Origin of the sequence: Pseudomonas frederiksbergensis, from assembly GCF_003732275.1 — a bacterium.
Lineage (GTDB): Bacteria > Pseudomonadota > Gammaproteobacteria > Pseudomonadales > Pseudomonadaceae > Aquipseudomonas > Aquipseudomonas frederiksbergensis_H.
Genome location: NZ_MOBM01000017.1, coordinates 90,986 through 113,184, shown reverse-complemented (window position 1 = coordinate 113,184; position 22,199 = coordinate 90,986). Strand labels below are relative to the sequence as shown.

General features: G+C 59.4%; 24 protein-coding genes and 4 pseudogenes. 17 read left to right on the top strand and 11 right to left on the bottom strand.

Annotation, left to right across the window (positions count from 1 at the left end; all coding sequences use genetic code 11):
- Positions 1-140 precede the first annotated feature (140 nt).
- Complete coding sequence (gene galU / locus BK662_RS13790) at positions 141-980, bottom strand: UTP--glucose-1-phosphate uridylyltransferase GalU (protein WP_007900040.1); 840 nt, start codon at positions 978-980, stop codon at positions 141-143.
- 280 nt (positions 981-1,260) lie between these two features.
- On the opposite strand from galU, the gene BK662_RS13785 reads away from it, so the two are divergent.
- Both BK662_RS13785 and BK662_RS13780 read left to right on the top strand, forming a co-directional pair.
- Positions 1,261-1,449 carry a hypothetical protein gene (locus BK662_RS13785; protein ID WP_008012859.1) on the top strand — a complete coding sequence of 63 codons (189 nt, stop codon included), beginning with the start codon at positions 1,261-1,263 and terminating at the stop codon, positions 1,447-1,449.
- Between the two features lie 138 nt (positions 1,450-1,587).
- On the top strand, positions 1,588-1,869 hold the full coding sequence (locus tag BK662_RS13780) for a hypothetical protein (protein WP_123358520.1): 282 nt from the start codon (positions 1,588-1,590) through the stop codon (positions 1,867-1,869).
- A gap of 3 nt (positions 1,870-1,872) precedes the next feature.
- Here BK662_RS13780 and BK662_RS13775 read toward each other — a convergent pair whose 3' ends face one another.
- Both BK662_RS13775 and BK662_RS13770 read right to left on the bottom strand, forming a co-directional pair.
- The gene (locus tag BK662_RS13775; protein WP_007935641.1) at positions 1,873-2,103 is read right to left on the bottom strand and encodes a hypothetical protein; all 231 of its coding nucleotides are present in this window, start codon (positions 2,101-2,103) and stop codon (positions 1,873-1,875) included.
- A 72-nt stretch (positions 2,104-2,175) separates the two neighbouring features.
- The gene (locus BK662_RS13770; RefSeq protein ID WP_123358512.1) at positions 2,176-2,532 is read right to left on the bottom strand and encodes a hypothetical protein; all 357 of its coding nucleotides are present in this window, start codon (positions 2,530-2,532) and stop codon (positions 2,176-2,178) included.
- Positions 2,533-2,744: 212 nt separating this feature from the next.
- On the opposite strand from BK662_RS13770, the gene BK662_RS13765 reads away from it, so the two are divergent.
- The 5 genes from BK662_RS13765 to ada all read left to right on the top strand — a co-directional run bounded on the left by BK662_RS13765 (position 2,745) and on the right by ada (position 5,915).
- On the top strand, positions 2,745-3,047 hold the full coding sequence (locus BK662_RS13765; RefSeq protein ID WP_123358511.1) for a DUF1883 domain-containing protein: 303 nt from the start codon (positions 2,745-2,747) through the stop codon (positions 3,045-3,047).
- 28 nt (positions 3,048-3,075) lie between these two features.
- Positions 3,076-3,246 (top strand): hypothetical protein, encoded by a 171-nt coding sequence (locus tag BK662_RS34795; RefSeq protein ID WP_185047129.1) that lies wholly within the window; start codon positions 3,076-3,078, stop codon positions 3,244-3,246.
- 127 nt (positions 3,247-3,373) lie between these two features.
- A complete protein-coding gene (locus BK662_RS13760; protein WP_123358510.1) occupies positions 3,374-4,084 on the top strand; it encodes a 2OG-Fe(II) oxygenase in 711 nt (236 codons plus the stop codon).
- Positions 4,074-4,754: a DNA oxidative demethylase AlkB gene (gene alkB, locus BK662_RS13755; protein WP_123358509.1), complete on the top strand. Its 681-nt coding sequence runs from the start codon at positions 4,074-4,076 to the stop codon at positions 4,752-4,754. Before BK662_RS13760 ends, alkB begins: the two co-directional genes overlap by 11 nt.
- Before the next feature lie 87 nt (positions 4,755-4,841).
- Entirely contained in the window at positions 4,842-5,915 is a 1,074-nt protein-coding gene (gene ada / locus BK662_RS13750; RefSeq protein WP_123358519.1) for a bifunctional DNA-binding transcriptional regulator/O6-methylguanine-DNA methyltransferase Ada, read from the top strand.
- Here ada and BK662_RS13745 read toward each other — a convergent pair.
- A complete protein-coding gene (locus BK662_RS13745) occupies positions 5,879-6,367 on the bottom strand; it encodes a GyrI-like domain-containing protein (RefSeq protein ID WP_123358508.1) in 489 nt (162 codons plus the stop codon). The genes ada and BK662_RS13745 overlap by 37 nt on opposite strands.
- A gap of 53 nt (positions 6,368-6,420) precedes the next feature.
- Positions 6,421-7,404, bottom strand: coding sequence for an acrylyl-CoA reductase (NADPH) (gene acuI / locus BK662_RS13740; RefSeq protein WP_123358507.1), 984 nt, complete (start codon positions 7,402-7,404; stop codon positions 6,421-6,423).
- Between the two features lie 160 nt (positions 7,405-7,564).
- Here acuI and BK662_RS13735 point away from each other — a divergent pair, with 160 nt between their 5' ends.
- The 9 genes from BK662_RS13735 to BK662_RS13695 all read left to right on the top strand — a co-directional run bounded on the left by BK662_RS13735 (position 7,565) and on the right by BK662_RS13695 (position 14,314).
- A complete protein-coding gene (locus BK662_RS13735; RefSeq protein ID WP_123358506.1) occupies positions 7,565-8,629 on the top strand; it encodes an NAD(P)H-dependent flavin oxidoreductase in 1,065 nt (354 codons plus the stop codon).
- Positions 8,630-8,906: 277 nt separating this feature from the next.
- Complete coding sequence (gene modA / locus BK662_RS13730) at positions 8,907-9,665, top strand: molybdate ABC transporter substrate-binding protein (RefSeq protein ID WP_123358505.1); 759 nt, start codon at positions 8,907-8,909, stop codon at positions 9,663-9,665.
- Positions 9,666-10,346, top strand: coding sequence for a molybdate ABC transporter permease subunit (gene modB / locus BK662_RS13725; RefSeq protein WP_123358504.1), 681 nt, complete (start codon positions 9,666-9,668; stop codon positions 10,344-10,346).
- A gap of 3 nt (positions 10,347-10,349) precedes the next feature.
- Positions 10,350-11,429, top strand: coding sequence for a molybdenum ABC transporter ATP-binding protein (modC, locus tag BK662_RS13720; protein WP_123358503.1), 1,080 nt, complete (start codon positions 10,350-10,352; stop codon positions 11,427-11,429).
- A 98-nt stretch (positions 11,430-11,527) separates the two neighbouring features.
- Positions 11,528-12,565 (top strand): DNA topoisomerase IB, encoded by a 1,038-nt coding sequence (locus BK662_RS13715; RefSeq protein WP_123358502.1) that lies wholly within the window; start codon positions 11,528-11,530, stop codon positions 12,563-12,565.
- Between the two features lie 68 nt (positions 12,566-12,633).
- Positions 12,634-12,891: a hypothetical protein gene (locus BK662_RS13710; protein WP_007900018.1), complete on the top strand. Its 258-nt coding sequence runs from the start codon at positions 12,634-12,636 to the stop codon at positions 12,889-12,891.
- 130 nt (positions 12,892-13,021) lie between these two features.
- Positions 13,022-13,252, top strand: a complete 231-nt coding sequence (locus BK662_RS13705) for a hypothetical protein (protein ID WP_008012835.1) — start codon at positions 13,022-13,024, stop codon at positions 13,250-13,252.
- Between the two features lie 304 nt (positions 13,253-13,556).
- Positions 13,557-13,841 carry a hypothetical protein gene (locus BK662_RS13700; RefSeq protein ID WP_123358501.1) on the top strand — a complete coding sequence of 95 codons (285 nt, stop codon included), beginning with the start codon at positions 13,557-13,559 and terminating at the stop codon, positions 13,839-13,841.
- 47 nt (positions 13,842-13,888) lie between these two features.
- Positions 13,889-14,314 carry a hypothetical protein gene (locus BK662_RS13695; protein ID WP_185047127.1) on the top strand — a complete coding sequence of 142 codons (426 nt, stop codon included), beginning with the start codon at positions 13,889-13,891 and terminating at the stop codon, positions 14,312-14,314.
- A 193-nt stretch (positions 14,315-14,507) separates the two neighbouring features.
- Here BK662_RS13695 and BK662_RS35830 read toward each other — a convergent pair.
- The 6 genes and pseudogenes from BK662_RS35830 to BK662_RS13675 all read right to left on the bottom strand — a co-directional run.
- Positions 14,508-14,900, bottom strand: a pseudogene (locus BK662_RS35830) (ATP-binding protein); the annotation flags it as partial.
- A 519-nt stretch (positions 14,901-15,419) separates the two neighbouring features.
- Positions 15,420-15,755: pseudogene (locus BK662_RS35825) on the bottom strand (response regulator transcription factor); the annotation flags it as partial.
- 213 nt (positions 15,756-15,968) lie between these two features.
- Positions 15,969-17,018 (bottom strand): annotated as a pseudogene (locus BK662_RS35820) (sensor histidine kinase); the annotation flags it as partial.
- A gap of 1,287 nt (positions 17,019-18,305) precedes the next feature.
- Positions 18,306-19,406 carry an ABC transporter substrate-binding protein gene (locus tag BK662_RS13685; protein ID WP_123358498.1) on the bottom strand — a complete coding sequence of 367 codons (1,101 nt, stop codon included), beginning with the start codon at positions 19,404-19,406 and terminating at the stop codon, positions 18,306-18,308.
- Between the two features lie 170 nt (positions 19,407-19,576).
- Positions 19,577-21,451, bottom strand: coding sequence for a GGDEF and EAL domain-containing protein (locus BK662_RS13680; RefSeq protein ID WP_123358497.1), 1,875 nt, complete (start codon positions 21,449-21,451; stop codon positions 19,577-19,579).
- Positions 21,448-21,666 carry a hypothetical protein gene (locus tag BK662_RS13675; protein ID WP_375538991.1) on the bottom strand — a complete coding sequence of 73 codons (219 nt, stop codon included), beginning with the start codon at positions 21,664-21,666 and terminating at the stop codon, positions 21,448-21,450. The genes BK662_RS13680 and BK662_RS13675 overlap by 4 nt, the downstream gene beginning before the upstream one ends.
- Positions 21,667-21,895: 229 nt before the next feature.
- On the opposite strand from BK662_RS13675, the pseudogene BK662_RS13670 reads away from it, so the two are divergent.
- Positions 21,896-22,131, top strand: a pseudogene (locus BK662_RS13670) (transketolase-like TK C-terminal-containing protein); the annotation flags it as partial.
- Between the last annotated feature and the right edge of the window lie 68 nt (positions 22,132-22,199).

The following is a 22,199-nucleotide window of genomic DNA, read 5'->3' as shown; positions in this document are numbered from 1 at the left end:
ATTTTCGAGTAAGCCCTGCTGAGACTCAAATGCTTAAGTGAACAGCATTACGAACAAGTCGGGGCGTTTGCTTGGGCCTTCACCAGTGTGTTGTCACACAGTCTGAAGGTGGCTTTTCAGTACAAGCAGCTCAGGCGCTATCAGTAAGCCTTGCCAGTCTTGTAGAAGTTCTCGAAGCAGAAGTTGGTCGCGTCGATGTAACCTTCGGCGCCACCGCAGTCGAAACGCTTGCCTTTGAACTTGTAGGCCATGACGCAGCCGTTTTGTGCCTGCTTCATCAGGGCGTCGGTGATCTGGATTTCGCCGCCCTTGCCTGGCTCGGTTTGTTCGATCAGGTCGAAGATGTCCGGGGTCAGGATGTAACGGCCGATGATCGCCAGGTTCGACGGTGCATCTTCAGGCTTTGGTTTTTCAACCATGCTGTGAACGCGGTAGATGTCGTCGCGGATCATTTCACCGGCAATCACGCCGTACTTGTGAGTTTCTTGCGGATCGACTTCCTGAATGGCAACGATCGAGCAGCGGAACTGCTTGTACAGCTTGACCATCTGGGTCAGTACGCCGTCGCCTTCCAGGTTGACGCACAAGTCATCCGCCAGTACCACGGCGAACGGTTCGTCGCCGATCAGCGGACGGCCAGTCAGAATCGCGTGGCCCAGGCCTTTCATTTCGGTCTGGCGAGTGTAGGAGAACGAGCACTCGTCGAGCAGTTTACGGATGCCGACCAGGTATTTCTCTTTGTCGGTGCCCTTGATCTGGTTTTCCAGCTCGTAGCTGATGTCAAAGTGGTCTTCCAGAGCGCGTTTGCCGCGACCGGTGACGATGGAGATTTCGGTCAACCCGGCGTCCAGTGCTTCTTCGACGCCGTACTGGATCAGTGGCTTGTTTACCACCGGCAGCATTTCTTTGGGCATGGCTTTAGTCGCTGGCAGGAAGCGAGTACCGTAACCGGCTGCTGGGAACAAGCATTTCTTGATCATATAAGTCCTTGAAAGGGCTGTGTGTTCGAGTTTCGGCGCAGTCTAATCAGGCGGCGAGCACCTTACAATGCCCCGCACTGGCTAACCGATGCCATCATAGAGAAATATTCTGATGGATAGTTCCGCAGATACATTGCACAACCTCTTATGGATAGCAGAGATCGGCGGATCTGCACGACCATCATCCGAAAGACAATCCGCCCCACCCTACACCATCGGCACCGGTTGAGGGCATTTGGCGCTATCATTGCGCGATTGAACCAGCCAACGAGGCAGATAGATGTCGGCAGCAAAAAGCGTTAACGGGTACCTGATCAATCAGGCGAAAGACGGCCAGTGGTGGGTAGACAGCGTCGGCGGCGAGAATATTGCCGGGCCGTTCCCTACGGAAGCATTGGCGATTGAAGTGGCATCGGTGTTGCAAGATCAACCCGCAGCCCCCAAGCGGCGCGGCAAGGACAAACCTTGAGCTGAACCAGATATGACGCAGCCCTGCCTCGCGCAGGGCTTTTTTGTGATTGACCGCAACGAAGTGGCCATTCGCTATAACCTTTCGATGCCGCCGCTGTCACAGCGTTTAGCCACCATCACTGACGACCACCACGCCATGAATAAATTTTTGCCACTGATTACAGTCCTGGCCTTGAGCGGCTGCGCCACGTCCGAAACGACTTACCTGAAAAATGGCGAGCAAGGCCTGAGCATCGACTGCTCCGGGGAAGCCAACGCCTGGGCCAGCTGCTATGAAAAGGCTGACGCCTCGTGCGCCGGCACCGGCTATCGGATTGTCGGTACCGACGGCACATCTTCGACCAAGGAAAGCGACAAGACCCTGGGCGTCGACGTCGGCAACTACAAAAACCGCAGCGTGGTGGTGGTCTGCAAGTAGGACCTACATGTGAATTTCGGCGAATTTGATCCCGAGCCCGCGCACGGTTTCGATCAAATCGTCGAGGCGACTGAAGGACTCGACTTCATCGTTGTCATCCACCAGGAAAAAACTGCGCCCGGCGCTTTTCTTGAAAAACACGATCCACTCCCCCGGATTCGCCGGGTTCTGAATCACGTGGGTGGCAGAGATATGACCCTCTGCATGGCGCTCCCGCACCTGCTCTCGCTTCATGCTCGACTCCAGAAATAACAATGCCGTCAAAGCGCGACTTTGACGGCATCGGTGTTGACTGGGGGTAGTTTATCAGCCGGATATGCACGCGGTGGCGGCATTGCGCACATCCCATGGGCGCAAAGGCACATTGGAGATGCGTTCGTGCAGCTTGATGCTGCTGCCGCCGGAGCGATCTTCGATGTCAAACACCGCTGCGGGGCCTGAGGAGAACTTCTGCGGCACGATAACCCGCACGCCTTCCTTGTGCGGCTCGACTTGCAGGGCTCCACGGCTTTCGGCCAGTTTTTCGACCAGGCATTGCGCGTACTCATGGGGTTTCTTGCCTGAAATCACGCTCATGGTGGGCAGTGTTTCATTGATGTCCGAGACAGTCGCACATCCACCCACTGCCAATGCCAACGGCACGACCAGAACACCCCACTTCATACAAAACCTCCGATAAAGACCTTCCGACAGCGTAGATGCTGTTTTTCTCCGAGCCTCACTGCTTTTATCGCTCATAGAATCCCGGATAACTGTTTTTAATTGTCAAAGCGGACCCCGACAGCCGGATAATAACCTGTTCGGGCTGATAAACTGCGCCAATCGCCCATGCTATCGTTTTGATTTTGTAGAAAAAGCCCTTCTGGAGGCGCCTCATGAAATTTATCCACCAGCGCGAGCACCTCAACGAAGACGACATCGTCGTCATCCAGTGCTCCCAAATGTGCAACATCCGCTTGATGAACGACGCCAACTTCCGCAGCTTCAAGAATGGCGGCCGTCATACTTACCACGGCGGCGCATTCGACACCTTCCCGGCTCGCATCACTGCGCCGAGCACCGGTTTCTGGAACATCACCATCGACATGGTCACCCGCCGTCCGATCAGCGTGACCCGCAAACCGACCCTGACGCACTCGATCAAAATCATCCGCCGCTCCAGCTCGAAGCTGAGCTGAGCCCACACCAAAACAGGCAGGTATGACCGTGGCTCAGACGACCAAGTACGTCATCAAATACAAACTCAACGGCGAACGCCGCTTCGAATTCGCCCAGCTGGAAAACGGCACCGAAGAAGAAGCCAAGGCAGCCCTGGACGTCATTCATGGCCAGACTGATGATGTCATCAGCGAGATCAGCGTGAGCAAAGCGCTGTAAAGCGATCTGGAGCGACAACAAGGACGTCTGCTCCCCTTTCGAATTCGACCGCAAGCGCCGGAGTGTCCACTCCCGCAACGCTCACTAAACTGGCCGCCTCGACCTTTTGGTCAAGGAGTCAGAACCCTTGTTTACCGACCCGATTCACAACGACGCCCTCGACTGGGGCGTGCTTGCGCAGCAACTCGATCAGGATGGCTGCGCAGTCATCAAGTCGTTTTTAAGCCCTGAGACCTGCGATGAAATAAGCGCCTTGTACGACCGGCCCGAGCCCTTTCGCTCGAAAGTGGTGATGGCTCGCCACGGTTTTGGCCGTGGCGAATACAAATACTTCAAGTACCCGCTGCCGGATCCGGTGGCCCGTTTGCGTAGCGCGCTCTACCCTCGACTGGTTCCGATCGCCAATCGCTGGCACGAATCCATGGACCTGCCGACCCGTTTCCCCGAATCGCACGAAGCGTTTCTGCAACGCTGTCATGCCGCCGGTCAGGAACGCCCGACACCTTTGTTGCTGCAATACGGCCCGCAGGACTACAACTGTTTGCATCAGGATCTGTACGGCGAACACGTCTTTCCGCTGCAAGTGGCGATTCTTCTGTCAGAACCGGGGGAAGACTTCACCGGCGGTGAATTTGTGCTGACCGAACAACGCCCACGGATGCAGTCGCGCCCGCAAGTCATCGGCCTGAAGAAAGGCGACGCGTTAATTTTTGCCGTGAATCAGCGCCCGGTAAAAGGTGTTCGCGGCTATTACCGAGTGACCATGCGTCACGGGGTGAGTCGCCTGCACAGTGGAAAACGGCATACCCTTGGAATCATCTTTCACGATGCGCTATGACCCCATGAGCCCGATCACCCTCGATTTGTTTGCCGACGCCGAACCCGAGCAACAACCCAGGCGCGAGCAGATCGGCGAACAATCCTACGTGCTTAGAGGCTTCGCCCTGCCGTGGCTCGAGCGGTTGCTGCCGGCGCTGGAGGCGGTTCTGGCAGCCGCGCCCTTTCGGCAGATGGTCACCCCCGGCGGTTTTACCATGTCAGTGGCGCTGAGCAGTTGCGGAACCTGGGGCTGGACCACCGACCGCAGCGGCTACAAGTACACCCACAACGATCCGCAGACCGGCCTGCCCTGGCCTGAAATGCCCGAGGTGTTTTTCGAACTGGCGCAAGCGGCGGCGCGAGAGGCAGGGTTTATGGATTTCGTGCCGGATTCCTGCCTGATCAACCGCTATGTTCCTGGTGCCCGGATGTCGTTGCATCAGGACAAAAACGAAGGTTCCTACGCGGCGCCCATTGTTTCGGTGTCCTTGGGGTTGCCGGCGACCTTTCTGTTCGGTGGCTTCGAACGCAGCGCCAAAAGCCAGCGGGTGCCGCTGCTGCATGGCGACATCGTGGTCTGGGGCGGCGTGGACCGTTTGCGTTATCACGGCGTATTGCCGATCAAGGAGGGTTATCACCCTCAGTTGGGCGAACAGCGGATCAACTTCACCTTTCGTACCGCAGGATGAAACCGTTGAATTCGACCGCAAGACCCGGAGTGTGGCGTCCCTGCCGGTTGGTTAATCTGCATGAAACGGGTCAACGGACATGAAGCCATGACAACTCATTCGAAAAATATCGCCACCGAAAACGATCCTCGCTGGGCCGCCGTGGTCGCTCGCGATCCTCGCGCCGACGGGCAGTTTGTGTATGCGGTGAAAACCACCGGCATCTACTGCCGCCCCAGCAGTCTGGCGCGCTTGCCGAAGCCGCAGAATGTCGAGTTTTTCGACACCGCCGAGCAAGCTCAGGCGGCAGGGTATCGTCCCAGCAAACGGGCCGCTAAAGATCAAAGCGACGTCGCCGCACAACACGCCACAACCGTAGCCGCTGCGTGCCGTCACATCGAATCCGCCGAGACCTTGCCGGCGCTGAATGAACTGGCGGACGCGGCCGGCCTGAGCAGCTTCCATTTCCATCGCGTATTCAAAGCCGTCACCGGCCTGACGCCCAAGGGCTACGCGACGGCCCACCGCTCGCGCAAGGTTCGCGAACGCCTGGCGGACGGCAGCACGGTCACCGACGCGGTGTATGACGCCGGCTTCAACTCCAACAGCCGTTTCTATGAGGCGGCGGATCAACTGCTGGGCATGAAGCCCGGCGACTACCGCGCCGCCGGGCAGAATAACGACATTCGTTTTGCCGTCGGCCAGTGTTCACTCGGGGCGATTCTGGTGGCGCAAAGTGAGCGCGGCGTCTGTGCAATTCTGCTGGGGGACGACCCGCATCAATTGGTCTGTGATCTGCAGGACAAGTTTCGGCGCGCCAACCTGATTGGCGCCGATCATGAGTTCGAACAGTTGATCGCCAAAGTGGTGGGTTTTATCGAAGCCCCGGCCCTCGGCCTGGACTTGCCGCTGGATGTACGCGGCACGGCGTTTCAGGAGCGGGTGTGGCAAGCCCTGCGAGAGATTCCCGTCGGCAGCACCGCCAGTTATGCCGATATCGCCCAGCGCATCGGCGCACCGAAAGCCATGCGCGCCGTGGCCCAGGCCTGTGGCGCGAATAACCTCGCGGTGGCGATCCCTTGCCATCGTGTGGTGCGCAGCGACGGCAATCTGTCGGGCTATCGCTGGGGCGTGGAGCGCAAGCGTCAGTTGCTGGAACGCGAAAACGCAGCGGAATCCTGAATGCCGATGTAGACCGCCACGGACTCCGGGCCAGTGTAGACCTCGAAGTCCGTGGCGAACTTGCGGCGCACCTGCGGGTTATCCTCGAAGTAAGCCCAGATCAGGCCCCACGTCTGGATGACGCTGTCGGGCATCGGTCCTTTGGCGCTGAACACCAGGTAATCGCCGCCCTCAACCTGAATCTGCGCAAAATCCTCGGAGGGCGCGGTGATCGCTGCACCCGCGGTTACATCGAAGTGGCCCGAAGCATCGGACTCGTAGTTGGAATAAACGCCGTACATAAACGAATCCGGCTGTTTGTGGGCGATTTTGTCGAAAACGTCCTCAACGAAAAATTGTTCCCACATAGGGCCGATACGCGCGGTATCTGCCTGCTGCTCTGCGGCATTGAGGGTTCGCACCTGCAAACCCGAGACGCTAAAGGGCAGCACTTCACGCAGCTTTACATCCATTGTCGCTATTTCCTTGTTTCTACAGTTTGTCTGTTTAATTGGCGCCAAGACGATCAACGATTGACGTCGACCACCACCCGACCGCGCAACTGGCCGGCGAGCAGGCGCGGCGCGGCGTCGATGGCTTCGCTCAAGCCGATTTCGTGACTGATCAGAGGCAGCAAGGCGAAGTCCAGATCCTTGGCCAAGCGATTCCAGGCCAGTATCCGCTTGGCTTTGGGCTGGGTCACGCTGTTGATACCGGCAAGGGTCACACCGCGCAAAATGAACGGCGCGACGGAGGCCGGGAAATCCATGCCTTGGGCCAGGCCGCAGGCGGCGACGGTGCCGTTGGCCCGAGTACTTGCGCAAGCGTTGGCCAGCGTGTGGCTACCGACCGAGTCGATCACCGCCGCCCAACGCTCCTTGGCCAACGGTTTGCCCGGTTCGGACAACGTGGCGCGATCGATGATTTCGCTGGCGCCCAATTGCTTGAGGTAGTCGTGCTCGGCGGTGCGGCCCGTGGATGCCACCACGCGATAGCCGAGTTTGCTCAGCAGCGCGATGGCGAAACTGCCTACGCCACCGTTGGCGCCCGTCACCAGCACTTCGCCCTGCTCGGGGTTCACACCGTTGTGCTCCAGCGCCAGGATGCTCAGCATCGCCGTGTAACCGGCCGTGCCGATGGCCATCGCTTGCGCGGCGGTGAATGCTTTGGGCAACGGGATCAGCCAGTCGCCATTCAAGCGAGCTTTCTGGGCCAGTCCGCCCCAATGTCCTTCGCCCGCCCCCCAGCCATTGAGCAGGACTTGATCACCGACCTTGTAGTCCGGATGACCGCTGACTTCGACAGTGCCCGCCAGATCGATCCCCGGCACCATCGGAAATTTGCGCACCACCGGGCTGCTGCCGGTGATCGCCAGGCCATCCTTGAAATTCAGCGTGCTGTACGCCACACGCACCGTCACATCGCCTTCAGGCAATTGATCATCACTGATCTCTTGCAGCGTGGCCCGGTAACCGCTGTCGTCCTTGTCGATCAAAATGCCTTTGAACATCACTGCCTCCCGATGGAATCGCTCAGTTGTCGTGCTGTTGAAATAACACATGAAAACACATCGCCGTAGCCGACTTTAAGCCAATCCTCAAACTCGACTGGCCTTGTGTCAGTCATTACTGATACAAATTCGCTTCTACCGACGTCGGAGGACACTGCACATGAGCCAATGGCCAGACACCCGCATTCTTGACCTGCTCGGGATCGAATTGCCGATCATCCAGGGCCCCATGGCCGGCGCGACGACGTCGGCCATGGTGATTGCGGCGAGCAACGCTGGCGGCCTGGGCTCGATGCCCGCCGCGATGCTGAGCATCGAGCAGTTGCGTGAGGAGCTTAAAACGATTCGCCAACACACCCAGCGCCCGTTCAACGTCAATTTCTTCTGCCATCAACCTCCACCGCCCGATGAGCAGCGCGCCAAGGACTGGAAGAACCTGCTGGAACCGTACTATCGGGAATTGGGGGTCGATTTCGACGCACCGACGCCGGTGTCCAATCGCGCGCCGTTCGATAATGCGGCCTGCGAAGTGATCGAAGAATTTCGTCCCGAAGTGGTGAGTTTTCACTTCGGCCTGCCGGAAAAGTCCCTGCTGGATCGGGTAAAAGCCACCGGGGCGAAAATTCTTTCCTCGGCGACTACGGTCGAAGAAGCCGTCTGGCTGGAACAGCATGGTTGCGACGCGATCATCGCCATGGGTTACGAGGCTGGCGGCCACCGGGGAATGTTCCTCAGTGATGACCTGAGCAGTCAGGTGGGGACCTTCGCCCTGGTGCCACAAATTGTCGATGCGGTGAGCGTGCCGGTAATTGCGGCGGGCGGGATTGGAGATGCGCGGGGTGTCGCGGCGGCGTTTCTGCTGGGCGCTTCCGCGGTCCAGGTGGGTACGGCTTATTTGTTCACACCGGAGGCCAAAGTCAGCGCGTCTCACCAGAAGGCGTTGCGCACGGCCAAGGAAAGCGAGACCGCGGTCACCAACATTTTCACCGGGCGCCCGGCACGCGGGATTCTCAATCGAGTGATGCGTGAGCTGGGGCCAATGAGCGCCAAAGCGCCGGCGTTCCCGTTGGCGGGCGGTGCGTTGATGCCATTGCGAGCGAAAGCAGAGGCGGATTTCAGCAGTCTTTGGGCCGGGCAGGCGTTTACGTTGGGCGTTGAAATGACTTCGGCAGAGCTGACCCGGCGTTTGGCGGATGAGGCGTTGGCCAAGCTAACCCACCGCTAAACCTTGTGGCGAGGGGGCTTGCCCCGACTCCAGTTAAGCGCATCAGCGCAATCCATGTGGGAGCGAGCCTGCTCGCGAAGGCGGTGTGTCAGGCGACATCAATGTTGGCTGTGCCGCCGTCATCGCGAGCAGGCTCGCTCCCACAGGTTCCGCACCTATAGTGACCGGCACTAGGTCCATCCTCCTTGCACTCTGCATCCGACAAGTTCCGTTTACAGGCAATTCGCTATATATTCCGCTATATAGCGTTTCATCTCGCCTACCACGGAGCCGTTTCATGATCATTCGTGCCTCACGTATTGCCCCCGCGTGCCTGTTCACCGTGTTCGTTTTCGGCTCCGCCCAGGCGGATGAAGTCCAGGTCGCTGTTGCTGCCAATTTCACCGCGCCAATCCAGGCCATCGCGGCCGATTTCGAGAAGGACACCGGGCACAAACTGGTCACCTCCTTTGGTGCAACCGGCCAGTTCTATACCCAAATCAAGAACGGCGCGCCGTTCGAAGTATTCCTCTCGGCAGACGACACCACCCCGAAAAAACTCGAAACCGAAGGCGACACGGTCAAAGGCTCGCGCTTCACCTACGCCGTCGGCACCCTGGCGCTGTGGTCGGCCAAGGACGGTTACGTCGATGCCAAGGGCAAGGTGCTGAGCGACAATCAGTATCAGCATCTGTCCATCGCCAATCCGAAAGCCGCCCCGTATGGCCTGGCCGCCACTCAGGTGCTGGCCAAGCAGGGCCTGACCGATAAAGTCAAAGACAAGATCGTCGAAGGCCAGAACATCACCCAGGCCTACCAATTCGTCTCCACCGGTAATGCCGAACTCGGTTTTGTGGCCTTGTCGCAGATCTACAAAGACGGCAAAGTCACCAGCGGTTCGGCCTGGATTGTTCCGGCCGATCTGCATGATCCGATCAAACAGGACGCGGTGATCCTCAATAAGGGCAAGGACAACCCGGCCGCCAAGGCGCTGGTTGACTACCTCAAAGGTCCGAAAGCCGCCGCTGTCATCAAATCCTACGGTTACCAACTCTAAATGACGCTATCGAGTGCCGATTATTCCGCCATCTGGCTGACTCTCAAACTGGCGTCCCTGACGACCGTGATCCTGTTGGTCATCGGCACTCCGATTGCGTTATGGCTATCGCGCACCCGTTCCTGGCTGCGTGGCCCGATCGGGGCGATCGTCGCCCTGCCCCTGGTGCTGCCGCCCACGGTGATCGGCTTTTACTTGTTGCTGGCGCTCGGCCCTAACGGGTGGCTCGGCCACTTCACTCAATCGCTGGGCCTCGGCACCTTGACCTTCAGTTTTGCGGGGTTGGTGATCGGCTCGGTGCTGTACTCGATGCCGTTCGTGGTCCAACCGCTGCAAAATGCTTTTTCCGCCATCGGCACCCGCCCACTGGAAGTGGCTGCAACCTTGCGCGCCAATCCCTGGGACACGTTTTTCAGCGTGATTGTGCCGCTGGCCCGCCCCGGTTTCATCACCGCGGCCATTCTCGGTTTCGCCCATACCGTCGGCGAGTTCGGCGTTGTATTGATGATCGGCGGCAACATTCCTGACAAGACCCGCGTGGTCTCGGTGCAGATCTACGATCACGTCGAAGCCATGGAATACGCCCAGGCGCATTGGCTGGCCGGGGCGATGCTGGTGTTCTCTTTTGCGGTATTGCTGGCGCTCTACTCCAGCCGTAAAACCAAAGCGGTCTGGAGCTGATCGATGATTCATACGCGCTTGAAACTGAATTATTCGGGATTCTCTCTGGATGTGGACCTGCAACTGCCCGGCCGCGGAGTGACGGCGCTTTACGGCCATTCCGGTTCGGGCAAAACCACCTGCCTGCGCTGCATCGCCGGTCTGGAGCAGGCCGGGCAGGGTTTTATTCAGGTCAACGATGAAATCTGGCAAGACAGCGACAAGGGGATTTTTGTCCCTCCGCATAAACGCGCCTTGGGTTATGTCTTCCAGGAAGCCAGCCTGTTCCCGCATTTATCGGTGCGGGCCAATCTGGAGTTCGGCCTCAGACGTATTCCCCGCCAACAGCGCCGGGTCGACATGGCCCATGCCACTGAGTTACTGGGGATTGGTCATTTGCTGGGCCGTAATCCGCAAAACCTTTCTGGCGGCGAGCGCCAGCGGATCGGCATCGCTCGCGCCCTGCTCACCAGCCCGAAACTATTGCTGATGGACGAACCGCTGGCGGCACTCGATACCCAGCGTAAAAACGAAATCCTGCCGTATCTGCAACGGCTGCACGATGAGCTGGACATCCCTGTGTTGTACGTCAGCCATTCCCAGGATGAAGTCGCGCGGCTCGCTGACCACCTCGTGTTGCTCAGCAACGGTAAGGCGCTGGCCAGCGGCGCCATCGGCGAAACCCTGGCCCGGCTCGATCTGCCGCTAGCGCTGGGCGACGACGCCGGCGTGGTGATCGAAGGGCACGTCAGCGCCTATGACGCCGACTACCAATTGTTGACCTTGCAACTGCCCAACACGGAGCTGAGCATTCGGGTCGCCCATTCGCCGATGGCTGAAGGCCAGGCACTGCGCTGCAAGGTCCAGGCGCGGGATATCAGCCTGAGTTTGCAAGGCGTCGAGCAAAGCAGCATCCTCAATCGCCTGCCGGTCACGGTGATCAGTGAAATCGGCGCCGATAACGCCGCTCACGTGCTGATTCGCCTGAACGCGGCCGGCACACCGTTGTTGGCGCGGATCACCCGCTACTCCCGGGATCAACTGGGCGTGCATCCCGGACAGCAACTCTGGGCGCAAATCAAAGCAGTGGCGGTGCTGGCATAAAATCTGTCGGCACTCTCCAGGCATTCTCTAGGCACCCCGGCAACAGTGCGCGGTCAATGGCTTAACACCCCATGATTCGTCGCCCAGGATTGCCCGCCATGCCAGATACCGCGTTGCCCGATGTTCTGCCGCCCGACCTGCATTACGTCGATGACAGCCAGCCCGGCATCACCCGCAAGCTCCTGCGCGGCAAGTTTTGCTACTTCGACCCGGCGGGGCAGCGCATTACCGATCCGGATGAAATCAAACGCATCAATGCGCTCGCGGTGCCACCCGCCTACACCGATGTATGGATTTGCCCCGACCCGCGTGGTCATCTGCAAGCCACCGGCCGCGACGCTCGCGGCCGCAAGCAATACCGTTATCACCCGCGCTGGCGGGAAGTGCGCGATGCCGACAAATACTCGCGCTTGCGGGACTTCGGCCTGGCCCTGCCGAAACTGCGCAAACAGCTTGAAACTCTGTTGGCCGCGCCCGGCTTCAGCCGCGACAAGGTCATGGCCACGGTGATTACCTTGCTCGATGCGACGCTGATCCGGGTCGGCAACACTCAGTACGCCCGAGATAATCGCTCTTATGGTCTGACGACTCTGCGCAGCCGTCATGTCGAGGTCAACGGCAGCGCGATCCTGTTCCAGTTTCGCGGCAAGAGCGGCATCGAGCACCAGATCACCATCAAAGACCGGCGCCTGGCGCGGATTATCAAACGTTGCCTGGAAATCCCCGGGCAAAACCTCTTTCAGTATCTGGACGAAAACGGCGAGCGGCACACCATCAGTTCCTCCGACGTCAACGCCTACTTGCAGACGCTGACCGGCGCCGATTTCACCGCCAAGGACTACCGCACCTGGGCTGGCAGTGCACTGGCGTTGGCGGTGCTGCGCGAGTTGCAGTGGGAATCGGAAGCCGACGCGAAGCGGCATGTGGTGGAAATGGTCAAGAACGTCGCCCGGCAGTTGGGCAATACCCCGGCGGTTTGCCGCAAGTGCTACATCCATCCGGCGGTCGTCGATGGTTTCATGCAGGGCGCATTATCCGAACTGCCGCGATCGAGGGGACGTAAAAGGTTGAGGGCAGAAGAAGTCGCGCTGGCTGTGCTTCTAGAGAAGCTTATCGAGACGGCCGAAACACCATGAGCCATTTCAAGGCGGATTAAACCGACGAACTGACCTGCCCTTTTTTTGCGTGATTGCAAAGGGCTTCTATGCTTGATCTGAATACGAATAGCTTCGGTGACGCCATGGAAGACATTTTCGTTGTGAAACGCTGCAACAAGATCATCATTCATGGCCGCCGGGCCGGAGAACCCGATCACCCGCCACCCGACGCTGCCGTCTGGTATCGCATCACCGATACCCGTACTCGCGGCTTCATCGGTGACGGCTTCGATCTTGAAGAGGACGCCGCGCGCGAATGTCGGCGACTTAACGCGGTCAGCTCGCCCAAGTCCCGGCAAGCCTGAAGCTGACCTGTTTTACTTGCGGGTCTATACTCAAAGGAGCTGAAGGATCAGCGACCCACCGGCAGAAAGCTCGCTCCTCGCGGGCTTTTTGTTGCCCTTTACCCGATTTCTTTGAACGGAGGTGTATGTCATGTCCGAGAAAGAGTCCATCACCACCCTGCTCACCCTGCTTGACTCCCGTCAGGCGCGCCTTGCCGCTGCGTGTAAGGAAATCGCCGATTGGGTTGATAATCAAGGGGGGCATCCGACAGCCCTCAGGATTCGCGATCGTCTGAACGACATCGAGAAAGACACGCCGCAGATTCGCAGCGCGCTCTCTTCACTCAAACCTGTCGAGCCGCCGCTGCCTCGTTTCAGATGAGTCGACCAAGGTACTCAAACCAGGGACAGAGCCCGAGTCAGGATGCCTGAACGGTGACATCATCGTCATCAGGCTTATACCTGTCTGCGCCACATACCAACCCGGCCAAGTTTGCCGGGCTTTTTTTGTTTGTGCTCTTTCCACATTTCACACCGCCTTCACAACTGCCCCCCTACAGTACACAGACTCCTTTCAAGAAATCCCCTGGCCCGCCCGCATGCGGGCCTTTTTTTTGCCTGCTATATAGCGAACGAACGCCCTCGCCCGTCTGTCGAACGATTACACATCACGAAGGAGATGTCTCATGGTCACTCACTTCAAAGTCGGCGGGCACCTTGCTTGCGGGCACAAAGGCAGCAAGCTGACTTCAAGCACCATACTGACTCGCGTGAAATGCAGAAGCTGCCGCAACACCGATGCGTTCAAAGAAGCACGCAAAGCCGAACGCAACGCTGCCCGTCGCGCCGCACGCAAGGCCAAAGTCGCTCACACAGCCACTGACTGGCGCGCAGCCTGGACCCAGCGGCTGATCGAAATGCCTGGGTTGCAAAGACTGCCGCGCGGTTTCACCGGCCAGCCATTCGTGTAGCTGACTCCTTTGTCCCCACACGGGGCGCTTTAGGAGAGGAAATATCGATGAACAGACTTCTTCTGCTTCTGATCGTCAGCCTGTGCCCCACGTGGGTGATGGCCCAAGGGTGCGACGTCAAAACCCGATCCCAAAGCCCTTCAGTTCCCGTGATCGAAACACACTCCTGCTATGAATACGAAGGCATGCCCGTGGACTCTATTGACTGGTCCTGCAGCAACGAGAGCAAGGAAATGCTGACCAGCACCAAGAAAAAAGTCGCACAGTGCGGCGATCGCTATCGGGCTACCTGCCTGGGCACATTGACTGCGGAGGCGCTGGCCAACCCTCAGTCCATCAGCAAGGACAAGAACAGCAAACCGCTGAACATTCCCGACGATGCCCAGGTCATCACGTATTACTACAGCGTCGAGAACCTGCCGCAGGCCAAGATCGATTGCGAAACTGGTGGCGGGAAATGGACGGAGAAGTAGCTGCCTCACCTGATCGTCGCCTCTGGTAGCGACCAGATGAGTTGGCACGCAGGATGGTCCAGTCGACGCCGCATTAAGGAGAGAGAGCCTGTCGAACATTGCGAGGCAGAAACGACAAAGGCATAGCGCCGCCTCGGCGTCGTTGAAACCGGGATGCTCGAGCACCAGAGATGCGAGGATTTTGCGGAGATCCTCATAAATCGCGGGCATATCGTCGACCAGTAGGATGCGCCGGTTCGGTGTTCATCGCTGATTCTGGCGGAGCATCAAGGGGGATATCGAGGGTGAAGGTTGCGCCCTGTCCGTCCCCGTCGCTGTGCACGGTCAAGCTGCCACCCATTTCCATCGCGGCTAGCGCGCAGCTGTGCAGGCCAAAACCGTGACCGTCTTTGCGAGTAGTGAAGCCATGCGAAAAGATAAGCGTCAGGTACTCTGGCGCAATCCCATTGCCGTTGTCGGCCACCGTGATACGCAATACTGGCCCGTCAGCAAGGGAGGCGACGAACGTGATGCACGGGCTGCGATCGATCACGCCGTCCAACGCCTGCTTGGCATTGCTGATCAGGTTCACCAGAATCAGCAGCACCCGGTGCCGGTCCAGCGACAGCAGGGGCAAGTCGGCAATTTCCTTGACCACCGTCACCTCCTGGCGCGCCAGTGATCCGGCACTCATGCGCAAGGCGTCATCGATTAACTCTGGGACCGGCACTGTCTCGACGACACTGACGGCAACGGCATAGGACTGCTGGGCATCGACAATGGTTTTGATGTGGTCAACGCCCTTGGTGAGTCGCCCGAGTTCTTCGATGATGCCCTGTTGCTCTGCCGTCACCACCTCCGCCAGCTTGAGCAGGTAGTCGGGCAGCATCTTTCCTTTGTGGTCTCTGGTGAGAAAATCGCTCAGGTCATTGACGTGTTCGTTCATCAGCTGAGCCACCTTGCCCAGCCCCTGGGCTTTGGAGGTGCGCATCTGGCTGCTGACCAGTTCTGCCGATATGTTCACACTGTTGAGGACGTTGCCGACGTTGTGCAGCACAGTAGTGGCGATTTCGGCCATGCCCGCCTGACGGGATTTTGCATGCAGTTCGGTTTGCACCTGGCTCATGCGTAGCGCCGCGCGTACGCGAGCCTTGAGTTCCAGCGGCGAGAAGGGTTTGGCGATATAGTCATCGGCGCCACTCTCCAGCCCGGAGACGCAGGCCTCGCTGCCGCCGCGGGCGGTCAACAGGATCACGGGTAAATGGGCAAAACCGGCGCTGGCTTTGATTCTGGCTGTCAGGCCAAAGCCGTCGAGCTCCGGCATCATCACATCCGAGACGACGACATCGATTGGTCGACGCTGCAGGAGTGCCCAAGCCTGCTCTCCATCAGCTGCGGTGGCGACGATGTAGTCGTTGTGCAAGAGTTCGCGCAGGTAGCCAAGCATTTCCGGGCTGTCGTCTACCACTAGCACTCTGGATTGCGAGGCGTGTTCCGGGTGCTGCTCGTCGTCTGCGCCTTCCGTCGAAGGTCGGTCGTTGCTACTGCCATGGCGGCCGTCGTCGAAACGCAGGTGGCGTTGCTCGGTTGTGCTCGTTGTGCTCGGTGACGATCGCTCGTGCATATTGCTGGCTTCGATCAGCACGGTATTTTGCTCCGCCCCCAGCGGAAGTCGAACAAAGAAGCACGAACCCCGTCCGGGCTCGCTGTTGACGCCGACTTCGCCCCCCATCAGTTCGGCCAGATCCTTGACCAGGGCGAGACCAATGCCTGTGCCGCTGTAGTGACGCGTGGCGGAATTGTCGATCTGGGAAAAACGCTGGAACAGCAGCGGCAGTTTGTCAGGCGCAATGCCAATGCCCGAGTCTTGCACCGCGAGTTCAAATCGCTCGCCGTCAAGCGGAGTTACTGCCAGGTGCACGGTGCCGCCAGCGGGCGTGAACTTGATGGCATTGCTCACCAGGTTGAGAAGAATCTTCTCGAAGTGTCGGGGGTCCAGAAACACCGTGCCGAGCGCGGGATCGATGCTGCAGGTTAAGGTGCAGCCTTTGCCCTTGGCCACCATGGCGGCATCCTCGGCCAGCACACCAACCGTCTTGTTCAAGTCAATTGGCGCCGGCCACAACTCAAACTTGCCCGCTTCGGCCTTGGAGAAATCGAGGATTTCGTTCACCCGGTTCATCAAGCGCAGCGCGTTGCGTTGGGCGCGGTCGATTTGCACACGCCAGTCCGCCGGCGGGGTGGTCGCCGCCGAGAGCTGCTCCAGGGGGGCGAGAATGAGGGTCAGAGGAGTGCGCAGTTCGTGGCTGACCGTGGCAACGAAATCGCTCTTTGCCTGGTTAGCCGTCTCGGCCTGGTTGCGCGCCTGAATGAGTTCGACGGCCTGCGCCTCCAGCACCTCGGTCTGCTGGTGCAGCGTGTCGGTCCGTTCGGCGACCATTCTCTCCAAAGAGGCCTGGACTTGCTGTCGTTCGGCTTCGGCCTCGGCCTCCAGCACCCGAATGCGCAGGGCATTCTCCTGGAACACCCGGACGGCGCGGGTCATGATCCCAATCTCGTCGCCACGTCCGGCGCTGGCGATCTCGGCGTTCAGGTCGCCGGCCGCAAGCCGGCGCATGACCGAGGCCAGGGCCACGATGGGCTGCGCGACAAACCGCGACGTGCTCCAGGCGATGGCGCCGGCTAGCAGGATGGCGACGGTACCCGCGACCACCGTCGCAAGCATGCCGCGATCATTGTGGACCAAGGCGTCGGAGCGCGCTTCGCCAGCGAAGCGCGCAACCAACAGGCCGGCGTTCCGTGCCTCGTTGCGAACTTGGTCGCGCGCGCCGCTCAAAGAGCTGCTCGCCTGATGGAACCTGGCGAATGCCGCCCGGTAGCCGGCAATCTGATCGTTGACAGTGAGGGGCGTAGCCTTGGCTTGCTGCCCCACGGACGAGGGGAGAACGCGCGAGAGACGGGAGAGCTCGTCCAGGATGTCGCCGACAGAGCCGGCGACCTCGGCCGACGGTGACAGGCGAAACGACAAGGTCTGCGCCTCCAGGGTGGCAACGCGCTCGGCGAAACGCTTGGACAACGCGGCTGCATTGTGCAGCAAACCGGTTGCTGCCTGAATGTCGTTTGCGTCATGGGCAACGTGCTCGTCCACTTCACCCAGCATTGCCTCGAGGCGCTCGGCCACATCCTCGACGGCGGCGAGATGCCGCAAAGCCTCGCCTCCGCGGAGCTTGGGCGCCTCGCCAAGGTGCTCGACCGCCAGGCTGGCTGCAGCGACCGCCGTCGCCAACTGGTCCAGGGTCTCTCCCTCCTGCGGCGCCCCCATCACCTCGCGCAATTGCTCGACCACGGGAGGGAGTGCCGCGCAGGCGTTCCGCGCCGCGGTGGCGGCAGCCCCATCACCGGTCACCAGCATCTTGGCCACATTGGCGGTGACGATCCGTTCGCCGTTGCGCAGGATATCCAGGATGCGATGGGCGCTTTCGATGTTGCTCACCCGCGCCTCGTGGTCAGCGGTGCGGGAATCAAGCCCCTTCAGCCCATCGGCGATGCCCTGTTCGACGAGGATCGTCGCCTCTCGCATCCGGCCGTAGTGGGCTGTCATGTTCTCCGTTTCGCCATCCATGGTCAGGGTCGCCGCCCGCAAGACGGCGATCGCCGCGGCGAGCCTCTCCAGACTACCCTTGAGCGATTCAGCCTCTGCCACCGGAATGGCGGTGAGGCCGGCGATAGCCGTCGCCACCATGCCTTCGGCCTGGAACAGGCTTTCCTGGTCGCGGGTGGCGATGAAGTTTTCCACCCGCCCGGTGGCCCCGTTGACCGAGGCCAGAATTTCCGCGGAATGGCTGGCGGAATCCACCGCGCGTACCATGCCTCGCAAGCCGTAGAGGTTCACTAGCGATACCGCCAGCATCAGGAACACCAGTGCGGCGACCGCCAGGCCAATCCTGACGGCAATGGGCCTGTCCCTGGCTGGTTTGAATGCCAACATGGCGCCTCGCCTCCCCGCCCGCCGCTACTGCTTCGTAACCTCCGGCAAAGACGCTGGCGGTGCCGTATTGTTGATGGCCGCGTCGATCATCGCCGCAACGGAAGCCTGGCTGTAGAAAGGATTGGCGGCGCCGCCCACCGGCATAGTGGCGAGCCAGGCGTCCAGGTCTTTCGCATCGATGCGTACCAGCGGCACCTCGACGAACTTCGGCACCTGCTTGCCCGCCAGAATCTGCTGGGCCACCCAGAAACCCACCTGGGAGACGCTCGGGGAGGCGGAGACAGAGACGGTCTCGTAGCCATTGGCATCGCGTTCCTGTTTCCACAGGGCGAGTTCGTCCTGACGGTTCCCCATCACGATGATCGGCAAGGGGCGGCCCGCCGCCTTGAACGCCATGGCCGCGCCATAACCGTCGCCCCCCTGAGTAGCGACGGCATCAATGCGGGGCAGCGACGGCAGCGCCAGCGCCACCTCCTTGCGTGCGACGGAAGCCGTCCAGTTCCCGTACACGGTCTTGGCGAACCTCAGGCCCGGATAGTCGCCGGCGGCCTTGCGAATGCCGTCGCTGATGTTTTGATCGGTGGCATCGCCGGCAATGCCGCGGATCTCTAGCAGCGTTCCTTTCCCCTTGAGGCGCTCGGCGACATAGTCCATTTCCACGCGGCCCATGGCGGACCAGTTGTAATCCACAGTATAGACGCAGCGTTCGGTGACCAGGCTGGCCATGACGACCACCACGATGCCGGCGTTGCAGGCATCCCGGATCACCCCGTTGAGGGCCGTGTCGGACGCGGCCAGGATGACGATGGCGTTGACTCCCTTGACGATCATGTCCTGGATTTGGGCCGCTTGTTCCGACGCCGAGTTATTGGCGCTGACCACCGGAGCCTCCCGGATCAAGCCATCCTTTTGCGCTTGGATCGCAATCTCCTGCCAGTTCCGCACCATCACCTTGCGGAAATCGCTGCCTGCGTAGGAGTTGCTGAAGGCGATGCTATTGCTTGCGGTAGGGCCGCCGGCGATACCGCCGTCGGCAGCTTGGGCTGGATTGGCGGCAACCATCGCCAGCCCGGTCAGGCAGCCGGCGAAGCGCCACAAGATTTTGTGGATCGGTTTAGTGTTCATGCTGTTCTCCATCGTCCTTGGGGGTTTACCACCAGTACTCCACCTGCACCTGCCGACAGCGAAAATCGCTCAGGTCAAGACGTGTTCGTTCATCAGATGAGCCCCCTCGCCCAGTGATTCCTGCGGCACTTTGCGTTCGTTAGTCTGGAACGTTGAAGATTCGTTTCGAACTACTCATCAGGTGCAGCGTTCACTCTGTTAATTTTCAGTAGTGTGGCAAACGCCGGGCCGTCTACTGCCTTGCTAAAATAGTAGCCTTGGCCCTCCTCGCATTGGTGAGCCTTCAAAAACTCAAACTGTTCGTTGGTTTCTATGCCTTCGGCGATCACGTTCAATTTGAGACTTTTACCCAGGCTGATAATAGCGTCGACCAAGGCGGCATCATTGCTGTCGGTGTTCAGGTTGCGAACAAACGACTGGTCTATTTTCAATACATCAATGGGTAAGTGCCGCAGATAGCTCAGGCTTGAATAACCGGTACCAAAGTCATCGATAGCCAACCGTACCCCCATCTCCTTGATGGTCTTCAGAATCGCGATGGTCGAATCGATGTTTTGCATGAGCACGCTTTCGGTGATTTCCAGTTCAAGTAGGCTGGGCTCCAGGCCAGTCTCTTCCAGCACCTGCTGAATACCTTCGAGAAAGCCGCGCTGGCGAAAGTCGATGACCGAAATATTCACCGACACACAGATCGGCGGCAGGCCGCTCACCTGCCAGGTACGGGCTTGCTGGCAGGCTTCGCGCAGCACCCACTTGCTCAGCGGAACGATCAAGCCGCTGTCCTCGGCGACTGGAATGAAATCGGCGGGGAAGACCCAGCCTCGCAGCGGATGGAGCCAGCGGATCAGGGCTTCGGCACCGACTATCTTGCCGCTTTCGAGGTCCAGCTTCGGTTGGTAGTGCAGCGCGAACTCTTTGCGCTCCAGGGCCAGACGAATACCCGACTCGATGTATTGTTGTTCTCGGGCGCGCTGGTTCATGTCGTCGATAAAAAAGCTGAAATCGTTCGGGCCGCGCTCCTTGGCGCTGCGCATGGCGGTTTCCGCCTTCTTTAGCAGCGCCAGGGCCTCTTCACCATCGTCGGGATAGATGCTGATGCCCAGACTTGCGGTCACGCTCAGATCATGACCGGCGATATGATGCGGAACACTCAACGCGGTCAAGACTTTCTCCGCAATGCCTTTGGTTTGCATGGGATGAAGAATATCCGCCAGGATAAGAACGAACTCATCGGAGCCATAGCGAAACACTGAATCCGACTGCCGCACGGTATTGACCAGGCACTGAGCGACCAACTTGAGCATTTCATCGCCGATCGGGTAGCCAAGGGCATTGTTGATGCGTTTGAAACGATCGAGTCCAAGAAACATCACCGCCAGTTGTTTGTTGTGGCGCTTGGAAAGCAAAATCGACTGGGTCAAACGGTCTCCGAGTACGGTGCTATTGGGCAGTTCGGTCAGTAAATCGTACTGGAGCAGGTGGGAAATTCTCAGTAACTCCTGCGCGCGCGCCTCATTGCCGAGCTCAATGCTGAGCGTTTTGGCCATCGCGTTCCGAGCCATTTGCCATTTCCAAGTCAAAGCATTGGCCATCTGGAGGATTTCTAGAGCAGTGAAGGGCTTTTTCAGGATAAACAACTGATCATCGAGTTCCAGACGCTTCGCCATGGTCTCCCAAGAGTAGTCGGAATAAGCGGTGCACAGTGCGATCTGCAGGTGCGGGTCAACTCTCCACAGCTGCTCAATGGTTTGCAGACCGTCCCAGCCGGGCGGCATACGCATGTCTGTGAATGCCATGGCGTAAGGCTGGCCTTCGGCCAAGGCCCGTTCGACCAGCTTCAGGGCCTCCTGGCCCTGGTATGCCGAGTCGAGGCTGAAGGTCGGCCGCGCGGGCTGCGCGGTGCCAAACAACGCCTCTTCGGAACAGGCCAGAGACAACACACTCGCGGAGTCGGGGCTGAGGATCCTGAAAAAGTCCTCATGGATCGAAGGCGTGTCGTCAATAATCAGGATGCGCCGGTTAGTCACAACTGACGATGGGGTCATCTCGCGACCTTCACCGGACGGCGCGAGTCTTCGATCGCTAGAGTTGCGGCGTCAGTGGGGGGAGGCGGCACGATGCTGCCGGCCATCACCATCAAGAGTTGTGCCACGTGCTGGCCGCTAACCGCTTTGAAACAGTAGCCCTGAGCATTCATCGGCAAGCCGGCGGAGATCAGTGAGGTTTGTTGCTCTTGGGTTTCCACGCCTTCGACGGTCATGCCAATGCCAATATCGCGGGCGAAACAGATGAGGCGCGCAGGGTTGTAGCACTGACCGGATCCCGGGAGGGGCCATTCCAATAATAGAACCGGGCATGAAGAACTAAACACATACAGACTCCTTTCCTTGGCGGCCGACAATTGAATCCAATACATTGCTTGCAGTAGCGATGAGCATAGTCTCAACGTGCCCGCTTCGTTGGAAAGGTGACGTCAAACCGAAATCAATGAACAGGGCTCGGTGGTGGTAGCGATTGATTACATGAAGATATTCGCCGACCAGATCCGCCCGTTCGTGCCCAAGCGACGCTTCGTGGCATTAGGCACCGACGGTTTCGGCCAGTCGGATACCCGAGAATCGCTGCGCGGTTTTTCGAAGTGGATCGCCACTTCATTGTGTTGGCGGCCTTGAAAGCGCTGGCCGATAACGGAGCGGTGCCAAGGGAAAAAGTAGCTGAGGCGATTCGCAGCTGTTCTTGCCTTCCTGGCTGCACGCGCAATCTCGCGGGAGCCCGTTACATCGGTAAATATCG